Origin of the sequence: Mycobacterium sp., assembly GCF_965229105.1 — a bacterium.
Classification (GTDB): Bacteria; Actinomycetota; Actinomycetes; order Mycobacteriales; family Mycobacteriaceae; genus Mycobacterium.
This window is the reverse complement of record NZ_OZ245858.1, coordinates 6,514,253-6,539,611: the sequence shown is the minus strand read 5'-3', so window position 1 is coordinate 6,539,611 and position 25,359 is coordinate 6,514,253. Positions and strand designations below refer to the sequence as shown.

Sequence of the window (25,359 nt, the reverse complement as noted above, 5' to 3'; positions counted from 1 at the left end):
CGAGAAGCACCTGACGAGCTGTACCGGAGCGATTGCCAACCAAGCTGGGAGGACGACGCGTTTGCGCATCGGAAAGATCACTATTGGCGCCCTTGATGAGTGGGCGTTGGTTGCGGGCTCCGTAACCTCCTGGCATCCCACTGCCGCGGCTGCGGACATCGCTCGGGCAGCGCCGATCAGCTCCGTGCCAGTCAGCTATATGCAGCAACAACACCTCCGCAACCACTGCGAACGGACAGCCGCGGGACTGAGCTTTTCCCGGCAGATCATTGCCAGCTGCGAGGTTGCCGGGCAGTGCGATATCTCCGCCATGGATCGCGCTGTGAACGCATATCTACGTCGGCATGACACGTTCCGCAGCTGGTTCGAGCAGTCCGGTGATGAACAATTCATCCGGCATGCCATCGCCGATCCGGCTGATATCGAATTCGTGCCAATCCATCAGGGTGACATGACGGTTGAGGAAATACGTGCCCATGTCGTCGATATACCAAGTCCGTTGGAGTGGGGCTGTTTTACCTTCGGCATCATCCAGAACGCCGATCACTTCACGTTCTTTACCGCCATGGACCACGTCCATGGGGACGCGACGTTGATTGGCACGACGATGATGGAAGCCAACGGCATGTATTCGGCCCTCAGTGGAGGCGGTCATGCCCTCACGTTGCCCGACGCTGGTAGCTTCGACGATTTTTGTATCCGCGAGCGTGAGGTCACGTCAGCGTTGACGGCGGACTCGCCACGGGTACGGGCGTGGATCGACTTCGCCGAGAACAATGGTGGTGGGTTTCCCGAATTCCCGCTCCCGCTGGGCAATCTGGACGAATCGACCACCAGTGCCATGACCGCTGAGATTCTGATGGACGCGGCACAAACAGACCGCTTCGAATCGGCCTGCACTGCGGCCGGCGCACGTTTCGTTGGTGGTTTGTTCGCTTGTCTTGGTCTGGTGGAGCATGAGTTCACCGGTGCACTGACCTATTACGGGCTCACTCCGAGGGATTCCCGCATGGCGGGCGACAATTTCATGACGCAGGGTTGGTTCACCGGTTTGATCCCGATTGCTGTCCCCATCGCTGCGACGTCATTCAGCGAGGCCGCATGGGCGGCGCAGGCTTCTTTCGATACGGGTCTGGATATGTCGCGAGTGCCCTACTACCGCGTATTGGAGTTGGCGCCATGGCTGGACTGGCCACGGCCGAACTTTCCAGTGTCAAATTTCTTGCACGGTGGCGCCGCCCCGCTCAATGCTGTTCTCGCAGCGGCTGACATGGGCCTTGCCGACAAGATCGGTATCTACCCTGACGACCGGCTTTCGTACCAATTGACCAGCTACATATTCCGTTACGGGGAGGGGACCCACATGGCGATCATGCATCCCGACAACCCGATCGCGAAGAAGTCGGTGACCCGCTATCTCGAGGCGATGAAGTCGGTGTGTGTGCGCGTCGCTGACAGCGGTGACTGGGGACGTGTGGCGTAGCTTCGGGGACAGCGACGGGCGGCAGAGTGAAAGCGTGAGGGTGATATGAGACGGCTAGCCGATCTCGTGGCGCGGTGGCCGTGGGTGGTGATAGCGATATGGGTCGCAATGGCTGTCGCCCTACCGCTGTCGTTCCCGTCGCTCAGTGCGATGGCCGAGAAGCATCCCATCGCTGTCGTGCCCAGCGATGCACCGTCGAGCATCGCGGCCAAAAAGGTGACCGAGGCGTTTCACGAATCGGGCAGCGACGATCTGCTGTTGGTGGCGTTGATCAACGAGAAGGGGCTGGGACCTGCCGACGAGGCCGCTTACCGCAAGCTGGTCGGCGCGTTGCGCGACGACACGACTGATGTCGAGACTGTGCAGGATTTCCTCGGCACGCCACAATTGCGACAGTTCCTGACCAGTGAGGACAAGACGACCTGGGTACTGCCGGTCGGCCTCGCGGGGGAGTTGGGCACGCCGCAGTCCTTCGAGTCGTACAACCGAGTGGCCGACGTTATCGAACGCAGCACCGCAGGCGGCCCCCTGACAGTCCATCTCACTGGTCCCGCGGCCACCGCGGCTGACCTCACCGTCGCTGGTCAGACGGACCGCTTGCCGATCGAGATTGCGATCGCCGGCCTGGTCCTCCTTGTGCTTTTGTTGGTCTACCGCAGCGCAGCCACGATGCTGCTGCCATTGGTGACAATCGGATCGTCGTTGGTGATAGCGCAGGCCGTGGTGGCGGGCTATTCCTATCTGACTGGCGCTGGCGTCTCGAACCAGTCCATCGTGTTCCTGAGCGCGATCATGGCGGGCGCCGGGACGGATTATGCGGTCTTCCTCATCAGCCGCTATCACGACTATCTGCGCGAGGGGGCGGATGTCGATGAGGCGGTCAAGGCGGCGATGATCTCGATCGGCAAGGTGGTCACCGCATCGGCCACCACAGTCGGGATCACTTTTCTGCTCGTCAGCTTCGCCAAAATGGGCGTATTCAAAACTGTCGGCGTGTCGTCGGCAATTGGGATCGGTATCGCTTATCTCGCTGGTGTGACCCTGCTCCCGGCGATTCTGGTGCTCGCCGGGCCACGCGGCTGGGTCAAACCCCGGCGCGAATTGACCGCTCGGTTCTGGCGGCGTTCCGGTATCCGCATCGTGCGCAGGCCGGTGGCGCATCTGGCTGCCAGCGTGCTCGTATTAGGCCTGCTGGCCAGTTGTGCGACCCTGGCGCATTTCAACTATGACGATCGCAAGGCCGTCCCGCCGTCGGCGCCGAGTTCGATCGGCTACGCGGCGTTGGAACGTCACATCCCCATCAGCAAGTCCATCCCCGAGTTTGTCCTTGTCCAATCACCGCAGGACCTACGGACACCCCGCGCGCTGGCGGACTTGGAGCAGATGGCCTCCCGTATCGCCCAGTTGCCGAATGTCGCTCTGGTCAGCGGTATCACCCGCCCCCTCGGTGAAGTGCCGCCGGAGTTCAGGGCTACCTATCAGGCAGGCCTGGTCGGTTCCCGGCTTGCCGACGGCGCGGTGCAGATCGGCCAGCGCACCGGCGACCTGAACCGACTGGCGGACGGTGCCAACACCGTGGCCGACAGCCTCGGTGACGTGCAGGCCCAGGTCAACAGAATCGCGCCCAGTATCCAGAGCCTGGTCGATGCGCTCTCCTCGACGCGTAGTCAGTATGGCGGTGACAAGCTGGTGCGGGATGTCGATACCGCCGCCAAAATCGTCGACAGCGTCAACGCCCTCGGCAATGCCATGGGCGTCAACTTTTCCGCTGTCAAGGATATGTTCGCTTGGATAGGGCCGGTCCTGACCGCGATCCAGGGCAACCCGGTGTGCGACGCCGATGCTTCGTGCAGCGCCACCCGCGGCCATTTCGAGCAACTGCTCGCCGCGCGTAATTCTGGAAATCTGAACCAGATCAACGGTCTCGCGGGCCAGTTGCAGGGTTTCAGTGACAGGCAGACCCTCAACGCGACGGTGACCAAGCTCAATGCGGCGCTGATGAGCATCACCAAGGCAATGCACGCCATGGGGCTGGACAAACCCGGCGGCCCGCAAGCAGGCTTGGCTCAGCTGCGGCAAGGTACCGACCGGCTGGCCCGGGGAAGCCAAGAAGTGGCCGGCGGGGTGGACCAACTAGTCGGACAGGTCAAACTGATTGCTTCCGGACTCAACGAGGCATCGACATTTCTGTTGACGATGAGGGACAGCGCTGCGGAACCGTCGATGGCGGGATTCAACATTCCGCCCGAAGTGCTGGGTCTTCCGGACTTCCAGAAGGCTGCCAAGGCGTTCATCTCGCCGGACGGACACTCCGTGCGGTATTTGATCGAAACCAAACTCAACCCGTTCAGCTCGGAAGCGATGGATCAGGTCAACGAGATCAGAGACATCGCTGCGGGTGCTCAGCCGAATACCGCGCTCGCCGGCGCCACCATATCGATGGGCGGGTTCCCCGCCGTGCTGCGGGACACCCGCGACTATTACCAGCAAGATGTGCGATACATCATCGCCGCGACCCTGATCGTTGTCCTGTTGACCTTGATGTTGCTGCTGCGCGCGATCGTCGCGCCGCTGTATCTCGTCGGGTCGGTCGTGATCTCGTACTTTGCGGCGATCGGCATCGGTGTCCTTACATTCCAAGTGATCCTCGGCCAGCAACTGCATTGGAGCGTGCCTCCGTTGGCCTTCGTGGTGTTGGTCGCGGTGGGCGCCGACTACAACATGCTTCTCGTGTCACGAATGCGGGACGAGTCCCTCCACAGCGTGCGGTACGGCATCATCCGCACCTTGGGTTCGACGGGCGGCGTGATCACTACGGCGGGCCTGATCTTCGCCGCCTCGATGGCCGGTCTGATGTTTTCGAGTATCAGCATGGTCATCCAGGGCGGTTTCGTGATCGGCGTGGGGATCCTGCTCGATACCTTCGTGGTGCGGACCATCACGGTGCCTGCCATCGCGGCGCTGCTGGGACGGGCAAACTGGTGGCCGTCGCGAACGGGCACAAGGCGCTCCATCGCAACGGGTACGCCGATGGCTCCGCCGCCGGCAGAAACGGCCGAGCAGCGTGGATAACACACGCGCGGGATCTGTGTGAAACTACAAATGAAGCCAAGCGGTCAGGAGTGGGGAATGAACAAGCCCCGTACAGCATTTGCGGCACTGGTAATCGTGTGTCTCACAGGATCTTTCGGCGCGGTGACCGCGGCCGCCGACGACACGCCGCCCCCTGGGCCGACAATCCCTGGTCCGACGGCCCCCGGGACAGCGACACCGGGGACCGCGTACGCCTTGGGTGGTGCCCGCGTTCTGGGTGTTCCTTATGACGAGTACATCCGTCGCACAGGTGCGGACTGGTTCCCTGGCATGAAGCGGGAGAACGTCGGCTATCCCGCGGGACAGATTCAGGGCCACGCCATCGAGCGTCTGTTCCCTGGCATAGGTCAGCTGGGCGACAGTTTCCTGCCCAACCTGGGTCTTGACGGTCCGAGCATCGGCGAGTCGGTCGATATCGGAGAGTCGAACCTCGATACGGCCATCCGAAACGGTGGTCCCGGTAAAGCGATGGGGTTGTCCGAGGGCGCGCTCGTGGTCGATGCGATAAAGGCACGGCTGGCTAATGATCCGACAGCTCCACCACCGGATCAACTGAGCCTCGCGACATTCGGCGACCCCATCGCGAAATCCCCGTTTGGGGAGAGCTTCCTGACCCAGATGTTTCCCGTTGGCAGCGTCGTTCCCGCGATGGACTACCGGATACCACCCCCGGTGGAGAGTCAGTACCACACCGATCAGTTCATCTCGGCCTACGACAGCATCGCCGACTTTCCGGACCGCCCGGACAACCTGTTCGCCCTCGCCAACTCCATTGCGGGTCTGGCCAGCGGACACACCGCGGTGGCGTTCACCAACGCAAGCATGGTTCCGGCGCAGAACATCAGGACGACGGTCAATTCCAAGGGCGCGACGACGACCACCTACTTGATCCCTGAGCAGCACCTTCCTTTAGTGCTGCCCTTCAAATATCTCGGGTTTGGGGAGGACACGCTCAATCAGCTCGATGCGATACTCCTTCCGCGGGTGAATGCGGGTTATTCGCGAAATGACGATCCGGCGACCGCTCCTGTGCAAGTCGATCCGCAGCGCGGCTTTGACCCCCTGGTCATCACTGCGGGGGCAAACGAAGCGACATTCGGCGGCACCGACCCGCTTTCGATCATCAACGGTGCGTTGGCTTCGGTGTCCAACGGCGGCCACTGATCACGGATTCCGTGCCAGTGACGCCTCCAACTCTGGGCGGGCCCCAGTCATCTGTTCTCGCCATGCTGCACGGGCATGCCAGCTTGCGCCCTCACGACGTGGCGTTCACCTTCACTGACTACGGTCACGATCCGGACGGTGTTCGCGAGAGTCTCACGTGGTCGCAACTGTCCCGCCGAACGATGAACGTGGCACGCGAGCTGCACCAGCGTGGGTCGCCCGGAGACCGGGCGGTCATTCTGGCTCCGCAGGGCCTGGAGTACGTGCTGGGTTTTCTGGGATCCATGCAGGCTGGGCTGATTGCGGTACCGCTGCCGTTGCCGCATCGCGGCGCCAGCGACGAGCGCGTGGGCGCGGTCCTCGCCGACACGTCACCCTCGGTCGTGTTCACCACCTCGTCCGTCGCGGGCGAGGTCGGCGAATACGTCGACCGGGCAGGCCTACATACCGCACCGACGATCATCGAGATCGACTCGCTGGATCTGGACGTCGATCACGGATCCGGCTCCTCGGCGGCGGGGTTCCCCAGCACGGCCTATCTGCAATACAGCTCAGGTTCGACGCGGGTTCCCACCGGGGTCGTGATTTCGCACCGCAACCTCCAGGCTAATTTCGAGCAACTGATGCGTAGCTATTTCGCGGAGTCGCGCATCAACACCACAGATGCCACCTTTGTGTCGTGGCTGCCGTTCTACCACGATATGGGTTTGGTACTCGGCGTTTGCGCACCCATCCTGAGCGGCGTTCCCGCGCAACTGACCAGCCCTACTGCGTTCCTGGAGAAGCCGTCCAGATGGATACGGGCGCTGGCTGAAAATTCTCATGCCTTCTCGGCGGCGCCCAACTTCGCCTTCGATCTGGCCGCCCGGAAAACCACCGATCGCGAGCTCGTCGGGCTCGACCTTGGAGGTGTGTTGGGCATCATCAACGGCGCCGAACGCGTCGAGCCGGCCACGTTGGAGCGTTTCGCAGATCGGTTCGCGCACTTCAACTTTCGAGACCATATGCTGCGTCCGTCCTATGGCCTGGCAGAGGCAACCGTCTTCGTGGCGTCCGGTACCTGGCGTGATTCGGCTGCGGCAGGCCATTTCGATACCGAGCAATTGGCCGTCGGCCGCGCTGCGCGGTGTGCACCAGGAACCGGCTCAGCGTTGGTGAGATACAAAGTGCCGCAGTCTCCGGTGGTGCGCATTGTCGACGTCGACACAAACCGGTCATGCCCGCCGGATGTAGTCGGTGAGATCTGGGTCCACGGCGACAATGTCGCGGCCGGCTATTGGAACCGGCCATCGGAGGAACAGCGGTGCTTCGGTGCCACACTCGTCGATGCGCCGCCAGGTAGTGCTGACGGATCATGGCTGCGGACCGGCGATTTGGCGTTCATCTCCGATGGTGAGCTTTACATCGTTGGCCGCATCAAGGACCTGCTGATCATTCGTGGACGCAATCACTATCCCGAGGACATCGAGGCGACAGTGCAAGGGATCACGGGTGGGCGGGTCGCGGCGGTTTCGGTTCCGGTGAACAGTACCGAAAAACTGGTCACCGTCATCGAGGTCAAGCAGCCGCGAAATTTCACCGGTGAGCCGATGCAGTGGCTCAGCGGGGTCAAACGCGATGTCACCTCCGCGATATCCAATGTGCACGGCTTGAATGTTGGCGACCTCGTTCTGGTCCCACCCGGATCGATTCCGACGACGACGAGCGGCAAGATTCGCCGCGCCGCCTGCGTCCAGCAGTATCGACAGGATCAATTTATCCGGTTGGACGCTTAAGCCCGGCCCCCGAATGGCAAATTCGGTATTCGTCATTCGTGTAATGATGGTGGTGCTATGACTGCAAACGATCTAAACCCCACCTCGTTGCGCGAGGCCTACGGCCATTTCCCGTCTGGTGTCATCGCCATTGCCGCCGAAGTAGACGGGGAGCGCGTGGGCTTGGCTGCCAGCACGTTCGTTCCGGTATCGCTGGATCCGCCACTGGTCTCGTTCTGTGTGCAGAACTCGTCTACCACCTGGCCCAAGCTCAAGGACCTGCCCAAGCTGGGCATTTCCGTCCTCGGCGAATCCCATGACGCGGCCGCGAAAACCTTGGCCGCCAAGACCGGCGACCGGTTCGCGGGACTGGAAACGCAGTCCACCGATGGCGGCGCAGTGTTCATCCACGGCACCAGCGTGTGGTTGGAAAGCGCTATCGAACAGCTGGTGGTTGCCGGTGATCACACCATCGTTGTGCTCCGGGTCCACGACATCACGGTGCATGACGATATCGCGCCGATCGTGTTCCACCGCAGCACGTTCAGGAAACTGGGCGCTTAGGCCACGGCCAACTAGGGTCGCTGTGCGAGCTCGTCGCGGTAGCCCTGAATGCGCTTGTCGATTTCGGCGGCGTCATCGGGTCTGTCCTCTTTGCGGGCCAGATCCGCGCGGGCGGACAACTCCCGGATCGCTGTGCGAATATCGTTGACGCTGGTGGTTTCTCGCATCTTCACGGTGCAGCCTTTCGACGTTGACTGGCGGCTGCCCCGAGCCTACGCCCGTCGGTCAAGGTGGCACCCCACCAATGTGAAACGGTGGCGAATTCCTGGTCGGAATTTCGCCACCGTTGCACAGACGTCAGTGCCCGCTCTTCACCTTCGCAAGCTCAGGTTCATCGCCGGAACAGCTTGTTTCCCAGCCAGACGATCGGGTCGTACTTCTTGTCCGCGACGCGCTCCTTCATCGGGATCAGCGCGTTGTCGGTGATCTTGATGTGCTCGGGGCAGACCTCGGTGCAGCACTTGGTGATATTGCACAGGCCAAGGCCGTTCTCTTCCTGGGCCATATTGCGGCGGTCCAGGGTGTCCAGCGGATGCATCGACAACTCGGCCTGCCGCATCAGATAACGCGGACCGGCGAACGCCTCTTTGTTCTCCTCGTGATCGCGGACCACGTGGCAGGTGTTCTGGCACAGGAAGCACTCGATGCACTTGCGGAACTCCTGGCTGCGCTCCACGTCCTCCTGCTGCATGCGGTAATCGCCGGGCTGCAGGTCCTTTGGTGGCGTGAACGAGGGGATCTCGCGGGCCTTGGTGTAGTTGAAGGACACGTCGGTGACCAGATCGCGCATGACGGGGAAGGTCCGCAACGGGGTCACCGTCACCGTCTCGTCCTCGCCGAACGTCGACATGCGCGTCATGCACATCAGGCGCGGACGGCCGTTGATCTCAGCCGAGCAGGAGCCGCACTTGCCGGCCTTGCAGTTCCAGCGCACGGCCAGGTCGTTGGCCTGGGTGGCCTGCAGCCGGTGGATGATGTCGAGCACCACCTCACCGTCGTTGACCTCGACGGTGTAGTCCTTCAGTTCGCCGCCGGTGTCGTCGCCACGCCAGACACGCAAGCTCGCGTCGTAGGCAGTCATCTCAGCCCTTCCGTTCGGGATGGTTGGTCAGTTCGCCGTCGGTGTAGTACTTCTCCAGTTCGGAGAGCTCGAAGACACCGAGCAGGTCCTCGCGCATCGGAACCTGTTCCTCGGGAACCACGGTGACGCGGGGGACCATGGACTCTGCGGTCGCAACCTCGGTGGTCTTGCAGACCAGCAGCTTGTTGCGCCAGTTGGCGTCCATCGCCGGATGATCGTCGCGGGTGTGACCGCCACGGCTCTCGGTGCGCTCCAGCGCGGCCTTGGCCACGCATTCGCTGACCAGCAGCATGTTGCGCATATCGATCGCCAGGTGCCAGCCCGGGTTGTAGACCCGACCGCCCTCGACGGCGACGTTCTGCAACCGGCCCCGCAGCTCATCGAGCTTGGCCAGCGCCTCGTGGATCTCGTCTTCCTTGCGGATGATGCCGACCAGATCGTTCATCGACTGCTGAAGCTCGGCGTGCAGCGTGTACGGATTTTCCGGATTTTCGTGGGGCTCGTACGGCGCCAAGGCCATCTTGGTGGCCTCGTCGACGGCGTCCTGCGGCGGTGTCGGCCGGTCGGCGAGCGCCCGCACGTAATCCGATGCGCCGAGTCCGGCGCGACGGCCGAACACCAGCAGATCCGACAGCGAGTTACCGCCGAGGCGGTTGGAGCCGTGCATGCCACCGGAACATTCACCGGCCGCGAACAGTCCGGGGGTCGCGGCGCCGCCGGTGTCGGGATCGACCTCGATACCGCCCATCACGTAGTGACAGGTCGGACCGACCTCCATCTCGTCCTTGGTGATATCGACTTCGGCCAGCTCGATGAACTGGTGGTACATCGACGGGAGCCGGCGCTTGATCTCCTCGGTGGGCATCCGCGAGGCGATATCGAGGTAGACCCCGCCGTGCGGTGTGCCGCGGCCGGCCTTGACCTCGGCGACGATGGCCCTGGCCACCTCGTCGCGGGGCAGCAGGTCAGGCGTGCGACGTGCGGAGTCGTTGTCCTTGAGCCACTGATCGGCTTCTTCTTCGGTCTCGGCGTACTGCCCCTTGAACACCGGGGGGATGTAGTCGAACATGAACCGCTTGCCCTCGGAGTTCTTCAGCACTCCGCCGTCACCGCGCACACCCTCGGTGACGAGGATGCCCTTGACCGACAGCGGCCAGACCATTCCGGTCGGGTGGAACTGGATGAACTCCATGTTGATCAGGTTGGAACCCGCACGCAGCGCCAGCGCATGTCCGTCGCCGGTGTACTCCCACGAGTTCGACGACACCTTGAACGACTTGCCGATACCGCCGGTGGCGAGCACCACCGCTGGGGCCTCGAACAGGATGAAGCTGCCGCTCTCACGCCAGTAGCCGAACGCGCCCGCGATCCGGTCACCGTCTTTGATCAGGTCGGTGATCGAGCACTCGTGGAAGACCTTGATACGGGCTTCGTAGTCGCCCAGTTCGGCCTTGTCCTCCTGCTGCAGCGACACGATCTTCTGCTGCAGGGTGCGGATGATCTCCAGGCCGGTGCGGTCGCCGACGTGGGCCAACCGCGGATAGGTGTGGCCACCGAAGTTTCGCTGGCTGATTTTGCCGTCTTTGGTTCTGTCGAACAGGGCCCCGTAGGTCTCCAGCTCCCAGACCCGGTCGGGAGCTTCCTGCGCGTGCAGTTCCGCCATCCGCCAGTTGTTCAGGAACTTGCCGCCGCGCATCGTGTCGCCGAAATGGATCTGCCACGAGTCTTTGGAGTTGACGTTGCGCATCGCCGCCGCACAGCCGCCTTCGGCCATCACGGTATGCGCCTTACCGAACAACGACTTGGTGACGACCGCGACCTTCAGGCCCCGTTCGCGAGCCTCGATGACCGCTCGCAGTCCTGCACCGCCGGCACCGATGACGACCACGTCGTACTGGTGCCGTTCGAGCTCAACCATGTAATACCCTCATCTTTTAACCAAAGTAGTGATGAATTGGCTTGTTACCCAATGAATCTGAGATCAGAAATGGTTCCGCTGGCGACCAGCATGACGTAGAAATCGGTCAGCATCAGTGTCCCGAGCGTGATCCATGCGTACAGCTTGTGCCGGGTGTTGAGCCTGCTGACCTGCACCCACATCCAGTACCGCACAGGGTGCTTGGAGAAGTGCTTGAGTTTGCCGCCGACGGCGTGGCGGCAGGAGTGGCAGGAGATCGTGTAGACCCACAGCATGATGACGTTGATCAGCAAAATGATGTTGCCAAGACCGAAGCCGAAGCCGGACGGTGAATGGAAGGCCTCGATGGCGTCATAGGTGTTGATCAGCGAGATGATCGCCGCGATGTAGAAGAAGTAGCGGTGCGTGTTCTGAATGATCAGCGGAAGTCGCGTCTCACCAGTGTATTTCGCGTGCGGCTCGGCGACGGCGCAGGCGCTCGGTGACTGCCACACTGAGCGGTAGTAGGCGCCGCGGTAGTAGTAGCAGGTCAAGCGGAAGAGCAGCAGGAACGGCAGCGAAGCGGCTGCATACGGCAGCCACCACACATCAGGCAGGAACTGTGGCCAGAAGCCGCTGGCCTCAGGCGTGCAGCCGGTGCTGATGCACGGCGAGTAGAACGGAGTGAGGTAGTGGTACTCCGGAACGAAGTAGTTGTTCTGCATGAACGCCCGCACCGTGGCGTAGATGACGAACGCGGCGAAGCCGAGGTCGGTGATGAGCGGAGATTTCCACCAGCTGTCCGTCCGCAGTGTGCGCTGCGAGATTTGGGCACGGGTGGGCGAGAAGACACCGGTCGCTTTGCGATCCGACGTGGGCGCGCTCATCTAAAGGGTTCCCTTCGGAAACAATCGAGGATTTCGCTGGCTGGTGCTATTGCCAAGACGGGCTGAGGTGAACCTGCCCGTCATTTGGTTCGGTTGTGGCCGCCCACGCCTTCGTCATCGACATCGCGCCAGAAATCGCTGTCGTACTGGGTGTCCGGGATGGAGATCTTCTCGCCTGAGTGCTGCACGGTGCAGCGGGCCAGATCAAGATCGCTGGCGTCGCTGTCGAGCATCTCGACATCGTTGAGGATCCGTTCGGCGTCAAGGACGATGCGACGCATCGCCGGACTGTCGCCGTAGCGGGACCGGAGCGATGTCACGCAGCGTCGTAGGCCGCCGATGAGATCGTGAAGCTCGGCAAGATCGGTGGTGGTGGACAAGTGACCTCCTTGGGCTGAAGGTGTCATGGATCACGTTACGACACCCAATGCTAGCTACTTCACCATCTGGACGTGACCCGCATCACGTCCGGAATGTCCTCCATGACCATGAGAGTTCAGGAATTCGATGAGCAACGAAGCACACGAGTCACTCGCGGCGAAGGCCAACACACTTTTAGCGCTGCACCGAGCCGGTGATCCGGTCATCCTGCCGACGGTCTGGGACGCGTGGTCTGCGGATCTATCCGTCGCTGCCGGGTTTGCCGCGCTGACCGTCGGTAGTCATCCGGTGGCCGATTCGATCGGGAAGCCGGATGGCGAGGGGATGGAATACGAGGACCTGCTGACCCGCGTCGCGCAGATCACCGCCAAGGTGGACGTGCCGATCTCGGTGGATATCGAATCGGGTTATGGGTTACCCGCCGAGGAACTCATCGCCGGTTTGCTGCGAGCCGGCGCGGTGGGACTCAATATCGAGGACACCGTGCACCGCGAGGGCTCCTCGGGTGAGCACGCCGCCCTGGTCGGCGCGCTGCGCAGCGCCGCCGACGCCGCGGGCGTGCATGTCGTCGTCAACGCCCGCACCGATTTGTTCATGCGCCAGGACGGTGACGAGGCCGATCGGACAGATCGGGCTATCGCGAGAATGAAGGAAGCCGCCGACGCCGGCGCGGACAGCCTCTACCCGGTGGGCCGCCATGACCCGGACACGATGCGCAGGCTGACCAGTGAGCTCCCGCTGCCGGTCAATGCGATCGCGCTGCCCGACAAGGACGATCCGGCCTCGTTCGGCCCGCTCGGCGTCGGCCGGATCAGTTTCGGGCCGTTCTTTCAGTGGGCGCTGGCGACACGGGCCAACGAGCTTCTCGGACGCTGGAGCTCGTAAGCAGCGAGTTTCCGGGCTGTTCGACCGCGTCCCCTACGATGCGCGGCCGTGATGGACGGCGATGACGAGAGCGGCTGGCATAACCACGAAGCGGTGGTGTGGGGCGCCGGTGCAGCCGCTGTCCTCCTGCTCGGGTTGCTGATCTATGCGGTGGTGCAGATGGCCGGGGGGTCCTCCGACCGGCCCGGCCCCGGCGCGCCGCCGCCGAGCTATGTGACGCCCTCGGCGAGCGTCAGCTCGTCGTCGACGACGCAGACCTCCTACGCCGTGCCCAGTGTGCAGACCAGCGAGCTGTCACCCGGGGCGCCGACCGCATCCACCGATCAGCCAACCGAACAGGCACCGGATCCAGATACCCAGACGCCCACCACGTCGACGACGATTTTCAATCCGTACGTCACGACGACGCAGCCCGCTGCCGGTCACGTCTGAACTGGCCTCACATCGCCGGCCGGCGTAAGTGAGCACAGTGTGATGGCCGGTTCACACAGCGCGACACCGCCGCAATATCGGGTTCCTAACCTCAGCGCATGCGGTCAATGAAGGAACTCGTCGTGATCGGGCACGGCATGGTCGGGCACCGGCTCGTCGAGGCGCTGCGGGCCCGCGACGCCGAGTCGACCTGGCGGGTCACCGTGCTCGCCGAAGAAACCGAGGCCGCCTATGACCGGGTCGGACTGACCGGGTACACGGCGCATTGGGATCGCGCACAGCTGGCGCTGCCCGGTAACCGCTACAGCGACGATGACGCCGTCCGGCTGCTCCTGGGCAGGCCGGTCATCGAGATCAACCGGGCCGCCAAGGACGTGCTCACCGCCGGTGGCGAACGATTCGGTTATGACGCGCTGGTGTTGGCGACCGGTTCGTATGCCTTCGTTCCGCCGGTGCCCGGGCATGATCTGCCCGGCTGTCACGTCTACCGCACCCTCGATGACCTGGATGCCATCCGCGCTGACGTGCAAACCGCACTTGCGGCGGGACACACCCGATCCGGTGTCGTCATCGGCGGCGGCCTACTCGGGTTGGAGGCGGCCAATGCGCTGCGCAGCTTCGGGGTGACCGCTCATGTCGTCGAACGCGCGCCACGGCTGATGGCCCAACAGCTGGACCCGGCCGGGGGCGCACTGCTGGCGCGGATGATTTCCGGCCTGGGTATCGCCGTGCACGTTGATGTGGGTACGGAGTCGATCGAGCGCGACGACAACGGCACACTGCGGGTCACCCTGTCCGATGGCAGCCTGCTCGATGCCGGCCTGGTGGTCTTCGCCGCTGGTGTCCGGCCGCGCGATGAACTCGCAAGGGGTGCCGGCCTCACCCTTGCCGAGCGCGGCGGCGTGCTGACTGATTTATCCTGCGCAACAAGGGATCCCAATATTTTCGCGGTGGGTGAAGTAGCTGCCATCGAGGGCAGGTGCTACGGGTTGGTGGCACCGGGCTACACCAGCGCCGAGGTAGTCGCCGACCGGTTGCTCGGCGGTGCCGCGGAGTTCCCCGGGGCCGATATGTCCACCAAACTCAAGCTTCTCGGCGTCGACGTGGCCAGTTTCGGCGATGCGATGGGCGATACGGCTCACTGCCTCGACGTTGTCGTCAACGATGCGGTGAACCAGACCTACGCAAAACTTGTGCTCTCCGACGACGCCAAGACATTGCTCGGCGGGGTACTGGTGGGCGATGCCGCCGCCTACGGTGTGCTGCGACCGATGGTCGGCAGCCAGTTGCCCGGTGATCCGATGGCCCTCATCGCCCCGGCTCAATCTGGCGACGGTGCAACGGCTCTGGGTGTCGCGGCGCTACCGGACGCGGCGCAGATCTGCTCATGTAACAACGTCACCAAGGGCGAGTTGACCGCCGCTATCGACGGTGGTTGCGCTGATGTGCCCGCGCTGAAATCCTGCACCGCTGCGGGTACCTCGTGCGGCTCGTGCATTCCGCTGCTCAAGCAGTTGCTGCAGGCCAAGGGCGTCGAGCAGTCGAAAGCGTTGTGCGAGCACTTCACCCACTCGCGTGCCGAGTTGTTCGAGATCATCACCGCCGGTGAAATCCGCACCTTCTCGGCCTTACTGCACCGGTACGGCGCCGGAAAGGGTTGTGATATCTGCAAACCCGTCGTCGCATCGATTCTGGCGTCCACGAGTTCGGAGCACATCCTCGACGGTGAGCAGGCGTCGCTGCAGGACTCCAATGACCACTTCCTGGCCAACATTCAGCGCAACGGCAGTTACTCCGTGGTGCCGCGGGTACCCGGCGGAGATATCACTGCCGAGCAGCTCATCCTGATCGGGGAGATCGCCAGGGATTTCGGGCTGTACACCAAGATCACCGGCGGTCAGCGCATCGACCTGTTCGGCGCCAGGGTCGAGCAGTTACCGCTGATCTGGCGCAGGCTCGTCGACGGCGGGATGGAATCCGGTCAGGCCTACGGCAAATCACTGCGCACGGTGAAGAGTTGCGTCGGTAGTGACTGGTGCCGCTACGGCCAGCAGGATTCGGTACAGCTGGCCATCGACCTGGAGCTGCGCTACCGGGGGCTGCGGGCGCCGCACAAGATCAAGATGGGTGTCTCCGGGTGTGCCCGCGAATGCGCGGAAGCGCGGGGCAAGGACGTCGGGGTGATCGCGACCGAGAACGGCTGGAATCTCTACGTCGGTGGCAACGGCGGGATGACCCCGCGGCACGCCGAACTTCTGGCCGGTGACCTCGACACCGACACCCTGATCCGTTATGTCGACCGGTTCCTGATGTTCTACATCCGCACCGCCGACCGGTTGCAGCGCACCGCACCGTGGGTGGAAAGCCTAGAAGGCGGCTTGGAGCATCTGCGCGACGTCGTGTGCAACGACTCCCTTGGCCTGGCCGCCGACCTGGAGGCGGCGATGGCCAGGCACGTCGACGGTTATGCGTGCGAATGGAAGGGTGTGCTCGACGACCCGGACAAGCTGTCGCGGTTCGTCTCGTTCGTCAACGCACCGGATGCCGCCGACCCGACAGTCGAGTTCACCAAGCGGTCCGGCCGAAAAGTGCCGCTGGTCTTGGGAATTCCAGGCATGCCCCCGCCCAGCGACGACGCACACATTGAGGAGACGGTATGACCCTGCTCGATGACACCCGTGTCGATACGCGGGTGTGGACCACCGCCTGCGCATTCGACCATCTGATCCCTGGCCGCGGTGTCGGAGTACTTCTCGACGACGGCTCCCAGGCCGCTCTGTTCCGACTCGACGACGACTCACTACACGCGGTGGGCAATATCGATCCCATCTCCGGTGCGGCGGTGCTGTCGCGGGGCATCGTCGGTGACCGGGCCGGCCGGGCCGTAGTGCAGTCGCCAATCAAGAAGCAGGCGTTCGCCTTTGACGACGGTACGTGCCTGGATGACCCGACGTTCTCGATACCGGTGTACGCGACCAGGGTGGACGACGACGGCGTGGTTTCGGTAGGCAAATAGTCACCAGATTTATTTGCGAAAATGGTCAACATCCTCAGGTCCTCAGGAGCATTCTGCTAGGCGCGGTTATTTCTCCAGTGGGGCGCCGCCTGACGGTTGAGGAGACCACGATGGGTGACGGCAGATACGTCGGTCGGGTCGGGGCATTGGCGGTAGGTCTCGGCGTGGGATTTGCCTTGGCGACGGCCAACCCGGCGGTCGGCAATGCCGCCCCCGGCGACGCGTCGTCGGGCGCGCACCGCTCCGTGAAGTCATCCCAGCACTCGGTGCGCGCCGCGGCGAACGGTACCAAGGCCACCACCTCGACGACGGCTTCAGTGCAGGTGAGAGCGGTAGCCGTGGCGAGTTCGGCTCCTCCACAGCGAGAAAGCGCTGCCGCAGGCGCCTCACCCAGGCCGAACGCGCCGACGCCGCCTGCTGCGCTGGTGTTGGCGATCGCAGACGTCGTGCGCCGCGAGCTCGGGCAGAACCTGGGACTCAAGACGGTGGCCGTCACCCCGACCACGCCGAGCCAACCGCAGAGCCCAAATCTGCTTGTCAACTCGGGCGCTGAGTTCGGCGACCCGTCGCTGACTGGCTATGCCTCGGTGACCATCCCGGGCTGGTCGGTCACGGGCACCCCAACCGTGATCGAGTACAACACCTTGCGCCGTCTACCTGGGCTGTTCGGCACCGAGGGGGTCACGCTGCCGGCTTTCCTCGGATTCCCGACTACGGGTAGCGCGCCGGTGGGCAGCGGCTCGCAGTTCTTCGGTGGTGGAAACGTGGCCACCTCCACGCTCACGCAGACAGTCGATCTCAGTGGCGTCCAGAACATCGACTCCGGCACTATCTCTTACACGCTCAGTGGGGCGCTCGGCGGCTACTTTCTCGACCCGTCCAGGGCCTCGGTCACCGTCAACTTCCTGGACGCCAACAAGGGTTACCTCGGCAGCGGTCAGATCGGGCCCGTAACCGCGTTGGATCGTTGGCTTCAGACTGGGCTACAGGAGAGTGCCTCCACCGGCTCGATCCCGGTAGGTACGCGCAGCGCCCAAATCGTGGTGACCTTCGATGACCGCAACCCAGCACCCGGTAACTACAACAACGCCTATGCCGACGACATCTCCTTCACCGTCGGCGACGTCGGTCTTCTCCCGCCCGCAGCGCCCACCCCACCGGTGAGCACCGTCGGCGCGCTTGATCACGTATTCATGATCTATATGGAAAACAAGGGCGCCGGCAACATTGTCGGCAGCCCGAATGCGCCCTATATCAACAGCCTTATCGACGCATACGGGTCCGCGTCGAACTACTACGCCCTGACCCACCCCAGCGATCCGAACTACTACCCGATCCTTGGTGGATCGGATTTCGGAATCAACTACAACTGCGCCGCGGACTGCTTCGACGTGACGAACCTGGCCGACAACATCGATGCGGTGGGTAAGACCTGGGCCGCGTATCAGCAGGGCGGAGGCGGGTACAGCACCCCCACCGACCGGACCCCGTTCCTCGCTTTCCATGACATCTATGCCGATCCCGCGCGGGTCGACAGCCATATCTTCGATCTGTCCCAGCTGAGCAGCGATCTCGAGTCCAGCGCCACAACTCCGAACTTCGCGTGGGTGGCCGCCGACGAGGATCACAATATGGAAGGTCCCATTGATACCGTCGACGGTATCGTCCGATTTGCGTTGAGCCAGTTGACGACTCAGCAGTACAACGTCGCGGCGGGCGACGAGTTCCTCCAGTCGACCATACCGACCATCTACAATTCGGCGGTCTGGAATGATCCCACCCAGAGCAGCGCGATCTTCCTGACCTTTGACGAGGACAACAACAACATCTCGTGGGGCCTTGGCAACGAAGGCAACCACGTGGTGATGGTGGTCATCCCATCGCCAGGGGCAGTCGCGGCCGGGATGCGCGGAGGGGCATTCGTTGCCAGCGATTACTACAACCACTACAGCCTGCAACGCACCATCGAGCTCTCCCTGGGAGTGGCGCCACTGACAGCTAACGACGGGTATGCCCAACCGATGAATGAATTCTGGACGTAGGCAGCCTGACTAGACAGCGATGGGAACCCGGGCCCGGCGGAATCTGGCTGCGATCAGCCTGGCGGTACCAGGATGGCGGCCAAGCGGTTTGGTGACGATATCAGCGCCCGATGCCACCAGGCGATCCTGGAAAAGGCCGTCCGCCAACAGATATGACGCGACGACGATTCGGCCCCGGCCGGTGCCTCGGGCACGTAGCGCGAGCACCGCGTCGGCGACTCGTGGTTCACCTGTTGCGGCGTAGGCCAACTCGACCCGGTTGCCGATGGCCGCGGACAGCAGAGTGGCGGTGATGCGCAGATCGCGCTGGGCGCCGGGATCAGAGGTTCCCGCGGCGGCGAGAATCACCGAATCATCGGGCTGCCAACCTGATTCGATCAGCCGATCGGTGACGACGCGGACCATCTGCGCGCTCGGTCCCAGCGCGGGAGTCACCGTGACATCGTCGCGTTCGCTGGCGGTGACGTGGGCGGGGATGTCGGCGTGCACGTGATAGCCGCTGGCCAGGAACGCAGGTACCAGCACCGTCGGGCCGTCGGTCAGCGTGCGCAACACCTCACTGGGCGTCGGGCCGAGCACGTCGACGAACGCCACCCGGATAGGGCAGTTCAGGAGTGCCCCGACGCGCTGCGCGAGTTCACCGATCACGGCCACCCCCTCGGGTTTGCGGGTGCCGTGGGCAACCAGAAGCCGGTTCATCACAGTCCGGCCGCGGTATCGTCGACCGCGAGTCGGTATCCACGTTTGACGACGGTGGCGACAATGTTCTTGTCACCCAACGCCGTTCGCAGGCGCAGCACCGCGGTCTCGACGGCGTGGGTGTCGGTACCTGCGCCAGGAAGTGCGGACAGCAGCGCGTGCCGCGACACCACTGTGCCCGGTCGCAGCGCAAGGGCACGCATCGTGGCCATCCCGGCCGGGGAGAGCGCCCGCACCTCGCCGTCCACCAGGACGCACGTGCCGCGGATCTCCACCAGGTGACCGGCGGCGGCGAGGGTACGCGATTGCAGTAGCGGTAGTTCATCGGTGATGTGGCGAGCCAGTGCGCCCAGGCGCATGCGCTCCGGTGCCGACGTCGGCACACCGAGTCGCACCAGCGGCCGCGCGGTCACCGGTCCGACGCACATGGCGTGCACCCCGGTGCGCAGCGCGTTGAGCAGTTCGTCCTCGATGCCGAGATCGCGGGCGCGCATCAGCGTTGCGGCGACGGCCGGTGCGGAGGTGAAGCTGACGGCGTCGAACTGTCGGTCGGCGATCCCGGTGACCAGTTGGTCGAAGGCGCCGCCGCTGGGGGTGGGCCGCCAGCGGTAGACCCTGATCGGCACGACCTGGCCGCCGGCATTGCGCAGTTCGTCGAGGAACTCGGGGTAGGGATCCCACTCGTCGGTGGCGCCGTGCAACTGCACCGCGATACGCAGTCCCGCGATGCCCTTTTCGAGCAGGTACTGCACGACCTCGCGCGACGACTCCGAATCCGGTGACCATTCTTCAGGCAGATCGGCGGCGCGCAGCGCTCCGGTCGCTTTTGGTCCGCGCGAGACGATCCTGGCCTTGGACAGTGCGCCGATCAGATCGGTGGCCAGGCCCCAGCCGTCGGCGGCGGCAACCCAGCCCCGGAACCCGATCCCGGTGGTCGCGACGACGATATCGGGGGGATCTGCGATCAATGCCTTGGTGTGTTCGTGCAATTCCTCATCATCGGGTAGCGGCACCATATCGATGGCGGCCGCGGCACATACGGTCGCGCCGCGGCGGCGCAGGAGCGCCGACAACTCCTCAGACCGCCGCGCCGAAGTCACCGCCACCCGGTATCCGGTCAGCGGTGCCCAGTCAGGCGCACTCATGGGACCTGTGTATGCAGCGCATGTTTCCTCCGTGTTACCCAGCAATTGCGCTGACATAGCGACCACGGTAGGGCGGCTTTATTGCCCAGAATCGCTGTGCCGTCACCCCGTAGTGAACATCCGCTCACCGGTGCAGGTCTGGGCGTGTGAGGTCGCGGGTCACTGCTACCAGGGGTCGCCGTGACGCCAATCGCACATCAGCTCCGCGCTGGTGTCGACGGCGACGGTTACGGGCAGGACGAAGATGTTCGCGTCGTCATCGGGGGTGCGGGCGGGGCCGGTCAATGTCAGCGCCGATGTTTGACCGGCCCATGGCAGCCAGCCGCGGGAGGTGTACAGCGGACGCCCCAGCTCCGATGAGGACAGCGCCCCCAGCTGGTAGGCGCCGCGGATCACCTGTTCGATGGCATCCATCAGGGCACCAGCCAGACCCTGCCCACGCCAGTCCTCCCTGACCGCGACCGCCTCGACGTAACCGCAGCGCAGCGCTTCTCCGCCGGAGAACAGCTGGCGTTGCACGACCGCCGCATGACCGATCAGCGTCCCGTGGTGGCAGATCAGCGCATGCATACCGCCGAGCGCGTTCTCCCAATCCGGCCGGCTGAAATCGTCGCCGAACGCGTCGATCACCATGCGCTGGACGCCGTCGCGGGTTTCGGCATCCAGATCGGCGGTGTGGACCAGGCGGGCGGTGTGAACCTGGGTGTGCACACCATCGGGTCTACCAGGTCGACGGTCAGGAGGCGTTGAAACGGACGCGCACCCAACGCATTCGCACGGACTGGCCCGGCCGTATCTGCGCCACCTTGTCCATATCGGCGGCGACGACCACTCCGACGACCGGATATCCGCCGGTGACGGGATGGTCCGGGCCCAGGATGACGGGCTGGCCGTTGGGTGGCACCTGAATGGAGCCCCTGGTGGCGCCTTCGGAGGGCAATTGCCGGTCCGGCCACCGATGGCGCAACGCGGACCCGGTCAGTCGCATACCGACGCGGTCGCTCCGGTCCGAGGCCACCCATGGGGTGCGCACGAGTGCGTCGGGATCGGTCAGCCAGCTGTCGCGCGGACCGGGCACGACGGACAGGACCACCGCGGTGTTCTCGATGGTCGCCACCGGGGCCTGATCCAACTCCGGATAAGCGCGCGGATGCGTCCCGACAGCCACGACGTCGCCGGCACGTAGCGGTGCCGGTCCGATCGCCGAGAGCACGTCATGGCTCCGCGACCCGAGGACGGGCACCACATCGATACCGCCGCGCACGGCCAGATAGCTGCGCATCCCCGAACTCGGACGGTCGAGCGTAATGACGTCACCGGCCTGGGCATGCGCAATGCTGTTGGTGCCGAACGGGATTCCGTTGATCGACGGGTTGGTATCGGCACCGGTCACCGCAATGTCCAGTGCGCCGTCGACCAGTGCGGAGAACCCACCGAAGGTCACTTCCACGGTGGCCCGATCGTCGGGATTGGCCACCAGCCGATTCGCCAGCGCGTGGCTACCGCGATCGGCAGCGCCGGAGCTGGTGACACCGAGGTGGGCCAGGCCGGTGCGCCCCAAATCCTGCACCAATGCCAGCGGACCGGTGCGCAGGATGTGCAGGGTGGTCACGGTCAGATGGCCTTGAACTGCACCCACATACCGGGCGCGAGCAGCGCCGGGTCGGGGCGCCCGATATCCCAGAGCACGGCGTCGGTGCGGCCGATCAGTTGCCAACCGCCAGGGGACTCCCTGGGGTACACACCGCTGAACTCACCGGCCAACCCGACCGCGCCGGCCGGCACCCTGGTGCGCGGTTCGTCTCGGCGGGGCACCTCAAGGCGAGGGTCGCCGTCGACGAGATAGGCGAAACCTGGTGCAAAGCCGCCGAATCCGACCCGCCACGGGGTGCCGGTGTGGGCGGCGACGACGTCGTCAGGGGTCAGCCCGGTGAGCCGGCCCACTTCGGTGAGATCCTCCCCGTCATAGCGGACGTCGATGACGACATCAGCGTGCCCGCCGGTCGGTGCGTGCTCGATATCGTCCGGGCCGATCTGCAGCCAGGCCAGCTGGTGGCGGGCGGGGCCCGCAGCGCGCGGGGCCGCCAGCGTCACCAGCACCGTGCGGGCGGCTGGGACGATATCGACGACGTCGGGCAGCTCGGCCGCCGTGAGCACTTTGGTCCACGCCAGCACCTCGCCGATGCTGTCGCATTCGAGCAGCAGGGCCTGGTCGCCGTAGTCGCGAACCGTCGGGGTGGGCACTACACCATCGGCTCGTAGGTGGGCTCGCGTCGTTTGATCAGTGCGATCACCCGGTAGGTCACCGGCAGGAAGACGATCTCCACCGCGGTTTTGTAGAGCCAGCCCAACGCGGTGTACACCGCGAAATCGCGGAATGTGGTGATCCCGATGGCGCTCGCGGCGATGGCGCAGAACACCAACGTGTCACCGAGCTGTCCGGCGAACGTCGAGCCGACGAGACGGGCCCACAGGTGTTTCTCTTTGGTGCGTTCCTTGATCGCGACGACCACCCAGGCGTTGATGGTCTGGCCGACGATGAAACCGGCCAATCCGGCCACGATCAGCTGGGTGTAGGCGTGGACGACGTTCTCGAAGGCCGCCTGATTTTCGTAGAAGTCGGCCGCCGGAAGATAGATCGTCACCCAGAACGCGGCCGCAGCCAGGACATTCATCGAAAAGCCCAAGAAGATCGCGCGTCGCGTCGCTTTGAATCCGTACACCTCGGACAGCACATCGCCGATGATGTAGGTCAGCGGGAACACGATGAAACCGCCGTCGGTGATGATCGGTCCGAACGCGACGCCCTTGGTCGCGGTGACGTTCGAGATGATCACCAGCGCCGTGAAGATCGCGATGAGCACCGGATAATAGACAGACCCCACCTTGGCGAAGCCGACCGTTTCACCGGGTTGTTCGAGTCCCTGGAGTTCGTTGCTTGTCACCGGGACATCCAAGCAGAAGATTCTTAGCCCAGCGCCTTGGCCAGGAGCGGCGGTAGCTGCTGGGTGACCACCGGCAGGCTCAGCGCCGACGAGAACGCCATCGCACCGGCCAGTTCCTTGGTGGTGAAGACGTTCCGGTTTCGTTTGGTGGCCGTCAATGCGGCGATATTCGGGTCGGCCAGCAGCTTGGCGATCTCGTCGTCGCTTTCGGTGGACCAGACCAGCACATCGGCGGCGTCGAGTACCGGCCCGATCTGATCGAGCGGAATGATCGCGCGGTCATCGCGGGCGAACGGCGTGATGCTGTCCGGAATCGCGAAACCCATCTGGGTCAGAAAGTCGGTACGCCAGCCGGGCAGCTTGGCGATCACGCTGTTTTCCCAGAAGGTGTTGCCCTGCAACAGAAGTATCTTCTTATCCTTGAATTGCGGGTTGTTTCCTGCGACGCCTGCGAAGCCGTCATCGATCGCGGTGATCAGCGACGCCATCTTGTCGGCCTGGAAGGTCGCCATCCCGACGGTGTTGGCCTGGTCCTTCCAGGGTTCGAAGAACGCGTCCTGGCCGGACTGAGGGATGGTCGGCGCGATCGCCGAGAGCTTTTGGTAGGTATCGGCATCGACCCCGGCGTTGATCGCGATGATCAGGTCCGGTTTGAGCGCGGCGATCTGGTCGACCTGGATGCCGTCGTTAAGGCTCAGGACCACCGGTTGGGCGCTGCCCAGCTTCGGCTGCGCCCAGGGCCACACCGCGAACGGCTCGTTGCCGAACCACTCGGTCGTCGCGATGGGCACCACACCGACGGCCAGCAGGTCGTCCTGTTCGGTGAACCCTGCGCTGACAACTCTTTTGGGCGGCGACGGGATGGTGGTCTCGCCGAATGCGTGCTTGATGGTGACCGCACCCCCGCCCGGGGTGCCCGCGGCGGGTTTATCCGACGAACATGCCGCCGCGACGGCCATCCCTGCGGCGCCCGCCACGCCGAAGAATCCTCGTCGGCTCCACTGTGTCTGCACGGCGAGAGCGTATAGCGCATTTGCTGGCGGTGCGGGGATAACGCCGGCGCTAAAGCCCCGCGAGCCGCTTGTTGAGCAGCCGGTTCAGCCAGGCGGGCAGGAAGCGGGAGCTTGTCGTCATCACCTTGGTCTGGGTGCCGACCGGGAAATGCACCTGATGCACTGCCCGGCTCAGTCGAGAGGGTGTCAGGGCAGCGTAGATGGCGTCGGCGACGTTCTGGGCGGTCAGCTGGATACCGAGGGATTTCGTCGTGCCGGTGCTGATGCCGTCGGTCATTGCCGTCTGGACATACAGCGGCCAGATCGCGATCACCCGGATGCCGTAGCGGCTCCATTCGATATCGAGGGCCTCGGTGATACCGCGAACGAAGAATTTGGTGGCGCTGTAGGTGGCGAGCTCGGCCTGGCCGTAGATCGCTGATGCGGAGGCGAGGTTAACTACCGTCGCGCCCGCAGTGGCCTGCAGGTAGGGGAACGCGGCGTGCATCCCGTTGACCACGCCCTTGGTATTGACGTCGATCTCCTTGAGCTGCGCGGCCACCTCGACGTCCTGGAACCTGCCGGTGAGCAGGATTCCGGCGTTGTTGATCATCACGTCGAGCCGGCCGCGGGTTTCCTGCGTGAATTCGGTTACCCGCTCGGCCATTTCAGAGGGGTTGGTGACGTCGAGGTGACCGGTGACGACGCGCCCGCCCAGGCGGTCTGTCTCGTCGGCCAGGCTCTGGAGCCCAGCCTCGTCGACGTCGTAGGCGCCGACGAGGTAACCCTTGGCGGCGAAATGCAGTGCAGTGGCGCGCCCAATTCCCGCCGCAGCCCCGGTGATGAACACGCTCTTGCTGTTACCCATGCCCCATGCTTACCCGAGCGCGCACCGCGAG

The 25,359-nt window shown here is 64.0% G+C and carries 23 protein-coding genes; 10 read left to right on the top strand and 13 right to left on the bottom strand.

What is annotated here, in order from left to right:
* The first annotated feature begins 61 nt into the window (after positions 1–61).
* From ADBZ9O_RS30865 to ADBZ9O_RS30845, 5 genes are all read left to right on the top strand, one after another.
* Entirely contained in the window at positions 62–1,483 is a 1,422-nt protein-coding gene (locus tag ADBZ9O_RS30865) for a condensation domain-containing protein (protein WP_526527316.1), read from the top strand.
* A gap of 45 nt (positions 1,484–1,528) precedes the next feature.
* Positions 1,529–4,555 (top strand): MMPL/RND family transporter, encoded by a 3,027-nt coding sequence (locus ADBZ9O_RS30860; protein WP_526527315.1) that lies wholly within the window; start codon positions 1,529–1,531, stop codon positions 4,553–4,555.
* Between the two features lie 57 nt (positions 4,556–4,612).
* Positions 4,613–5,740 (top strand): acyltransferase PE, encoded by a 1,128-nt coding sequence (gene pe / locus ADBZ9O_RS30855; RefSeq protein WP_526527314.1) that lies wholly within the window; start codon positions 4,613–4,615, stop codon positions 5,738–5,740.
* A gap of 62 nt (positions 5,741–5,802) precedes the next feature.
* Complete coding sequence (locus ADBZ9O_RS30850; protein WP_526533684.1) at positions 5,803–7,515, top strand: fatty-acid--AMP ligase; 1,713 nt, start codon at positions 5,803–5,805, stop codon at positions 7,513–7,515.
* Between the two features lie 57 nt (positions 7,516–7,572).
* Complete coding sequence (locus ADBZ9O_RS30845) at positions 7,573–8,058, top strand: flavin reductase family protein (RefSeq protein ID WP_526527313.1); 486 nt, start codon at positions 7,573–7,575, stop codon at positions 8,056–8,058.
* 11 nt (positions 8,059–8,069) lie between these two features.
* Here ADBZ9O_RS30845 and ADBZ9O_RS30840 read toward each other — a convergent pair whose 3' ends face one another.
* The 5 genes from ADBZ9O_RS30840 to ADBZ9O_RS30820 form a co-directional block, all read right to left on the bottom strand.
* Positions 8,070–8,231: a hypothetical protein gene (locus ADBZ9O_RS30840; RefSeq protein WP_526533812.1), complete on the bottom strand. Its 162-nt coding sequence runs from the start codon at positions 8,229–8,231 to the stop codon at positions 8,070–8,072.
* 158 nt (positions 8,232–8,389) lie between these two features.
* Positions 8,390–9,139 (bottom strand): succinate dehydrogenase/fumarate reductase iron-sulfur subunit, encoded by a 750-nt coding sequence (locus tag ADBZ9O_RS30835; protein WP_526527312.1) that lies wholly within the window; start codon positions 9,137–9,139, stop codon positions 8,390–8,392.
* A 1-nt stretch (position 9,140) separates the two neighbouring features.
* Positions 9,141–11,057: a fumarate reductase/succinate dehydrogenase flavoprotein subunit gene (locus ADBZ9O_RS30830; protein ID WP_526527311.1), complete on the bottom strand. Its 1,917-nt coding sequence runs from the start codon at positions 11,055–11,057 to the stop codon at positions 9,141–9,143.
* Positions 11,058–11,101: 44 nt separating this feature from the next.
* Entirely contained in the window at positions 11,102–11,923 is an 822-nt protein-coding gene (sdhC, locus tag ADBZ9O_RS30825; protein ID WP_526527310.1) for a succinate dehydrogenase subunit SdhC, read from the bottom strand.
* 80 nt (positions 11,924–12,003) lie between these two features.
* Positions 12,004–12,303, bottom strand: coding sequence for an Rv0250c family protein (locus ADBZ9O_RS30820; protein ID WP_526527309.1), 300 nt, complete (start codon positions 12,301–12,303; stop codon positions 12,004–12,006).
* A 127-nt stretch (positions 12,304–12,430) separates the two neighbouring features.
* Between ADBZ9O_RS30820 and ADBZ9O_RS30815 the strand changes: the two genes are divergently transcribed.
* The 5 genes from ADBZ9O_RS30815 to ADBZ9O_RS30795 all read left to right on the top strand — a co-directional run bounded on the left by ADBZ9O_RS30815 (position 12,431) and on the right by ADBZ9O_RS30795 (position 18,679).
* Positions 12,431–13,189, top strand: coding sequence for an isocitrate lyase/PEP mutase family protein (locus ADBZ9O_RS30815; RefSeq protein ID WP_526527308.1), 759 nt, complete (start codon positions 12,431–12,433; stop codon positions 13,187–13,189).
* A gap of 48 nt (positions 13,190–13,237) precedes the next feature.
* Positions 13,238–13,621: a hypothetical protein gene (locus tag ADBZ9O_RS30810; RefSeq protein ID WP_526527307.1), complete on the top strand. Its 384-nt coding sequence runs from the start codon at positions 13,238–13,240 to the stop codon at positions 13,619–13,621.
* 98 nt (positions 13,622–13,719) lie between these two features.
* Entirely contained in the window at positions 13,720–16,281 is a 2,562-nt protein-coding gene (gene nirB / locus ADBZ9O_RS30805) for a nitrite reductase large subunit NirB (RefSeq protein ID WP_526527306.1), read from the top strand.
* Positions 16,278–16,637 (top strand): nitrite reductase small subunit NirD, encoded by a 360-nt coding sequence (gene nirD, locus ADBZ9O_RS30800; protein ID WP_526527305.1) that lies wholly within the window; start codon positions 16,278–16,280, stop codon positions 16,635–16,637. Before nirB ends, nirD begins: the two co-directional genes overlap by 4 nt.
* Before the next feature lie 110 nt (positions 16,638–16,747).
* Positions 16,748–18,679 (top strand): alkaline phosphatase family protein, encoded by a 1,932-nt coding sequence (locus ADBZ9O_RS30795; RefSeq protein WP_526527304.1) that lies wholly within the window; start codon positions 16,748–16,750, stop codon positions 18,677–18,679.
* Positions 18,680–18,688: 9 nt separating this feature from the next.
* Here the strand turns inward: ADBZ9O_RS30795 and ADBZ9O_RS30790 are convergent, their stop codons facing one another.
* The 8 genes from ADBZ9O_RS30790 to ADBZ9O_RS30755 all read right to left on the bottom strand — a co-directional run bounded on the left by ADBZ9O_RS30790 (position 18,689) and on the right by ADBZ9O_RS30755 (position 25,328).
* Positions 18,689–19,378 carry a sirohydrochlorin chelatase gene (locus ADBZ9O_RS30790; protein ID WP_526527303.1) on the bottom strand — a complete coding sequence of 230 codons (690 nt, stop codon included), beginning with the start codon at positions 19,376–19,378 and terminating at the stop codon, positions 18,689–18,691.
* The gene (locus ADBZ9O_RS30785) at positions 19,378–20,523 is read right to left on the bottom strand and encodes a uroporphyrinogen-III synthase (RefSeq protein WP_526527302.1); all 1,146 of its coding nucleotides are present in this window, start codon (positions 20,521–20,523) and stop codon (positions 19,378–19,380) included. The genes ADBZ9O_RS30790 and ADBZ9O_RS30785 overlap by 1 nt, the downstream gene beginning before the upstream one ends.
* 165 nt (positions 20,524–20,688) lie before the next feature.
* The gene (locus ADBZ9O_RS30780) at positions 20,689–21,234 is read right to left on the bottom strand and encodes a GNAT family N-acetyltransferase (protein ID WP_526527301.1); all 546 of its coding nucleotides are present in this window, start codon (positions 21,232–21,234) and stop codon (positions 20,689–20,691) included.
* A 25-nt stretch (positions 21,235–21,259) separates the two neighbouring features.
* Complete coding sequence (locus ADBZ9O_RS30775) at positions 21,260–22,135, bottom strand: 5-oxoprolinase/urea amidolyase family protein (protein WP_526527300.1); 876 nt, start codon at positions 22,133–22,135, stop codon at positions 21,260–21,262.
* A gap of 2 nt (positions 22,136–22,137) precedes the next feature.
* Entirely contained in the window at positions 22,138–22,767 is a 630-nt protein-coding gene (locus ADBZ9O_RS30770) for a 5-oxoprolinase subunit B family protein (protein ID WP_526527299.1), read from the bottom strand.
* Positions 22,767–23,468: a queuosine precursor transporter gene (locus ADBZ9O_RS30765; protein WP_526527298.1), complete on the bottom strand. Its 702-nt coding sequence runs from the start codon at positions 23,466–23,468 to the stop codon at positions 22,767–22,769. Before ADBZ9O_RS30765 ends, ADBZ9O_RS30770 begins: the two co-directional genes overlap by 1 nt.
* 23 nt (positions 23,469–23,491) lie before the next feature.
* The gene (locus ADBZ9O_RS30760; RefSeq protein ID WP_526527297.1) at positions 23,492–24,481 is read right to left on the bottom strand and encodes an ABC transporter substrate-binding protein; all 990 of its coding nucleotides are present in this window, start codon (positions 24,479–24,481) and stop codon (positions 23,492–23,494) included.
* Between the two features lie 49 nt (positions 24,482–24,530).
* Entirely contained in the window at positions 24,531–25,328 is a 798-nt protein-coding gene (locus ADBZ9O_RS30755) for an SDR family oxidoreductase (RefSeq protein ID WP_526527296.1), read from the bottom strand.
* Positions 25,329–25,359 lie beyond the last annotated feature (31 nt).

Coding starts and splice junctions, on each gene's coding strand:
- ADBZ9O_RS30790 (WP_526527303.1), bottom strand. CDS start 19,378: ATGAACCGGCTTCTGGTTGCCCACGGCACCCGCAAACCCGAGGGGGTG.
- ADBZ9O_RS30850 (WP_526533684.1), top strand. CDS start 5,803: ATGCTGCACGGGCATGCCAGCTTGCGCCCTCACGACGTGGCGTTCACC.
- sdhC (WP_526527310.1), bottom strand. CDS start 11,923: ATGAGCGCGCCCACGTCGGATCGCAAAGCGACCGGTGTCTTCTCGCCC.
- ADBZ9O_RS30845 (WP_526527313.1), top strand. CDS start 7,573: ATGACTGCAAACGATCTAAACCCCACCTCGTTGCGCGAGGCCTACGGC.
- ADBZ9O_RS30835 (WP_526527312.1), bottom strand. CDS start 9,139: ATGACTGCCTACGACGCGAGCTTGCGTGTCTGGCGTGGCGACGACACC.
- ADBZ9O_RS30795 (WP_526527304.1), top strand. CDS start 16,748: ATGGGTGACGGCAGATACGTCGGTCGGGTCGGGGCATTGGCGGTAGGT.
- ADBZ9O_RS30830 (WP_526527311.1), bottom strand. CDS start 11,057: ATGGTTGAGCTCGAACGGCACCAGTACGACGTGGTCGTCATCGGTGCC.
- nirD (WP_526527305.1), top strand. CDS start 16,278: ATGACCCTGCTCGATGACACCCGTGTCGATACGCGGGTGTGGACCACC.
- ADBZ9O_RS30755 (WP_526527296.1), bottom strand. CDS start 25,328: ATGGGTAACAGCAAGAGCGTGTTCATCACCGGGGCTGCGGCGGGAATT.
- ADBZ9O_RS30785 (WP_526527302.1), bottom strand. CDS start 20,523: ATGAGTGCGCCTGACTGGGCACCGCTGACCGGATACCGGGTGGCGGTG.
- ADBZ9O_RS30860 (WP_526527315.1), top strand. CDS start 1,529: ATGAGACGGCTAGCCGATCTCGTGGCGCGGTGGCCGTGGGTGGTGATA.
- nirB (WP_526527306.1), top strand. CDS start 13,720: ATGCGGTCAATGAAGGAACTCGTCGTGATCGGGCACGGCATGGTCGGG.
- pe (WP_526527314.1), top strand. CDS start 4,613: ATGAACAAGCCCCGTACAGCATTTGCGGCACTGGTAATCGTGTGTCTC.
- ADBZ9O_RS30815 (WP_526527308.1), top strand. CDS start 12,431: ATGAGCAACGAAGCACACGAGTCACTCGCGGCGAAGGCCAACACACTT.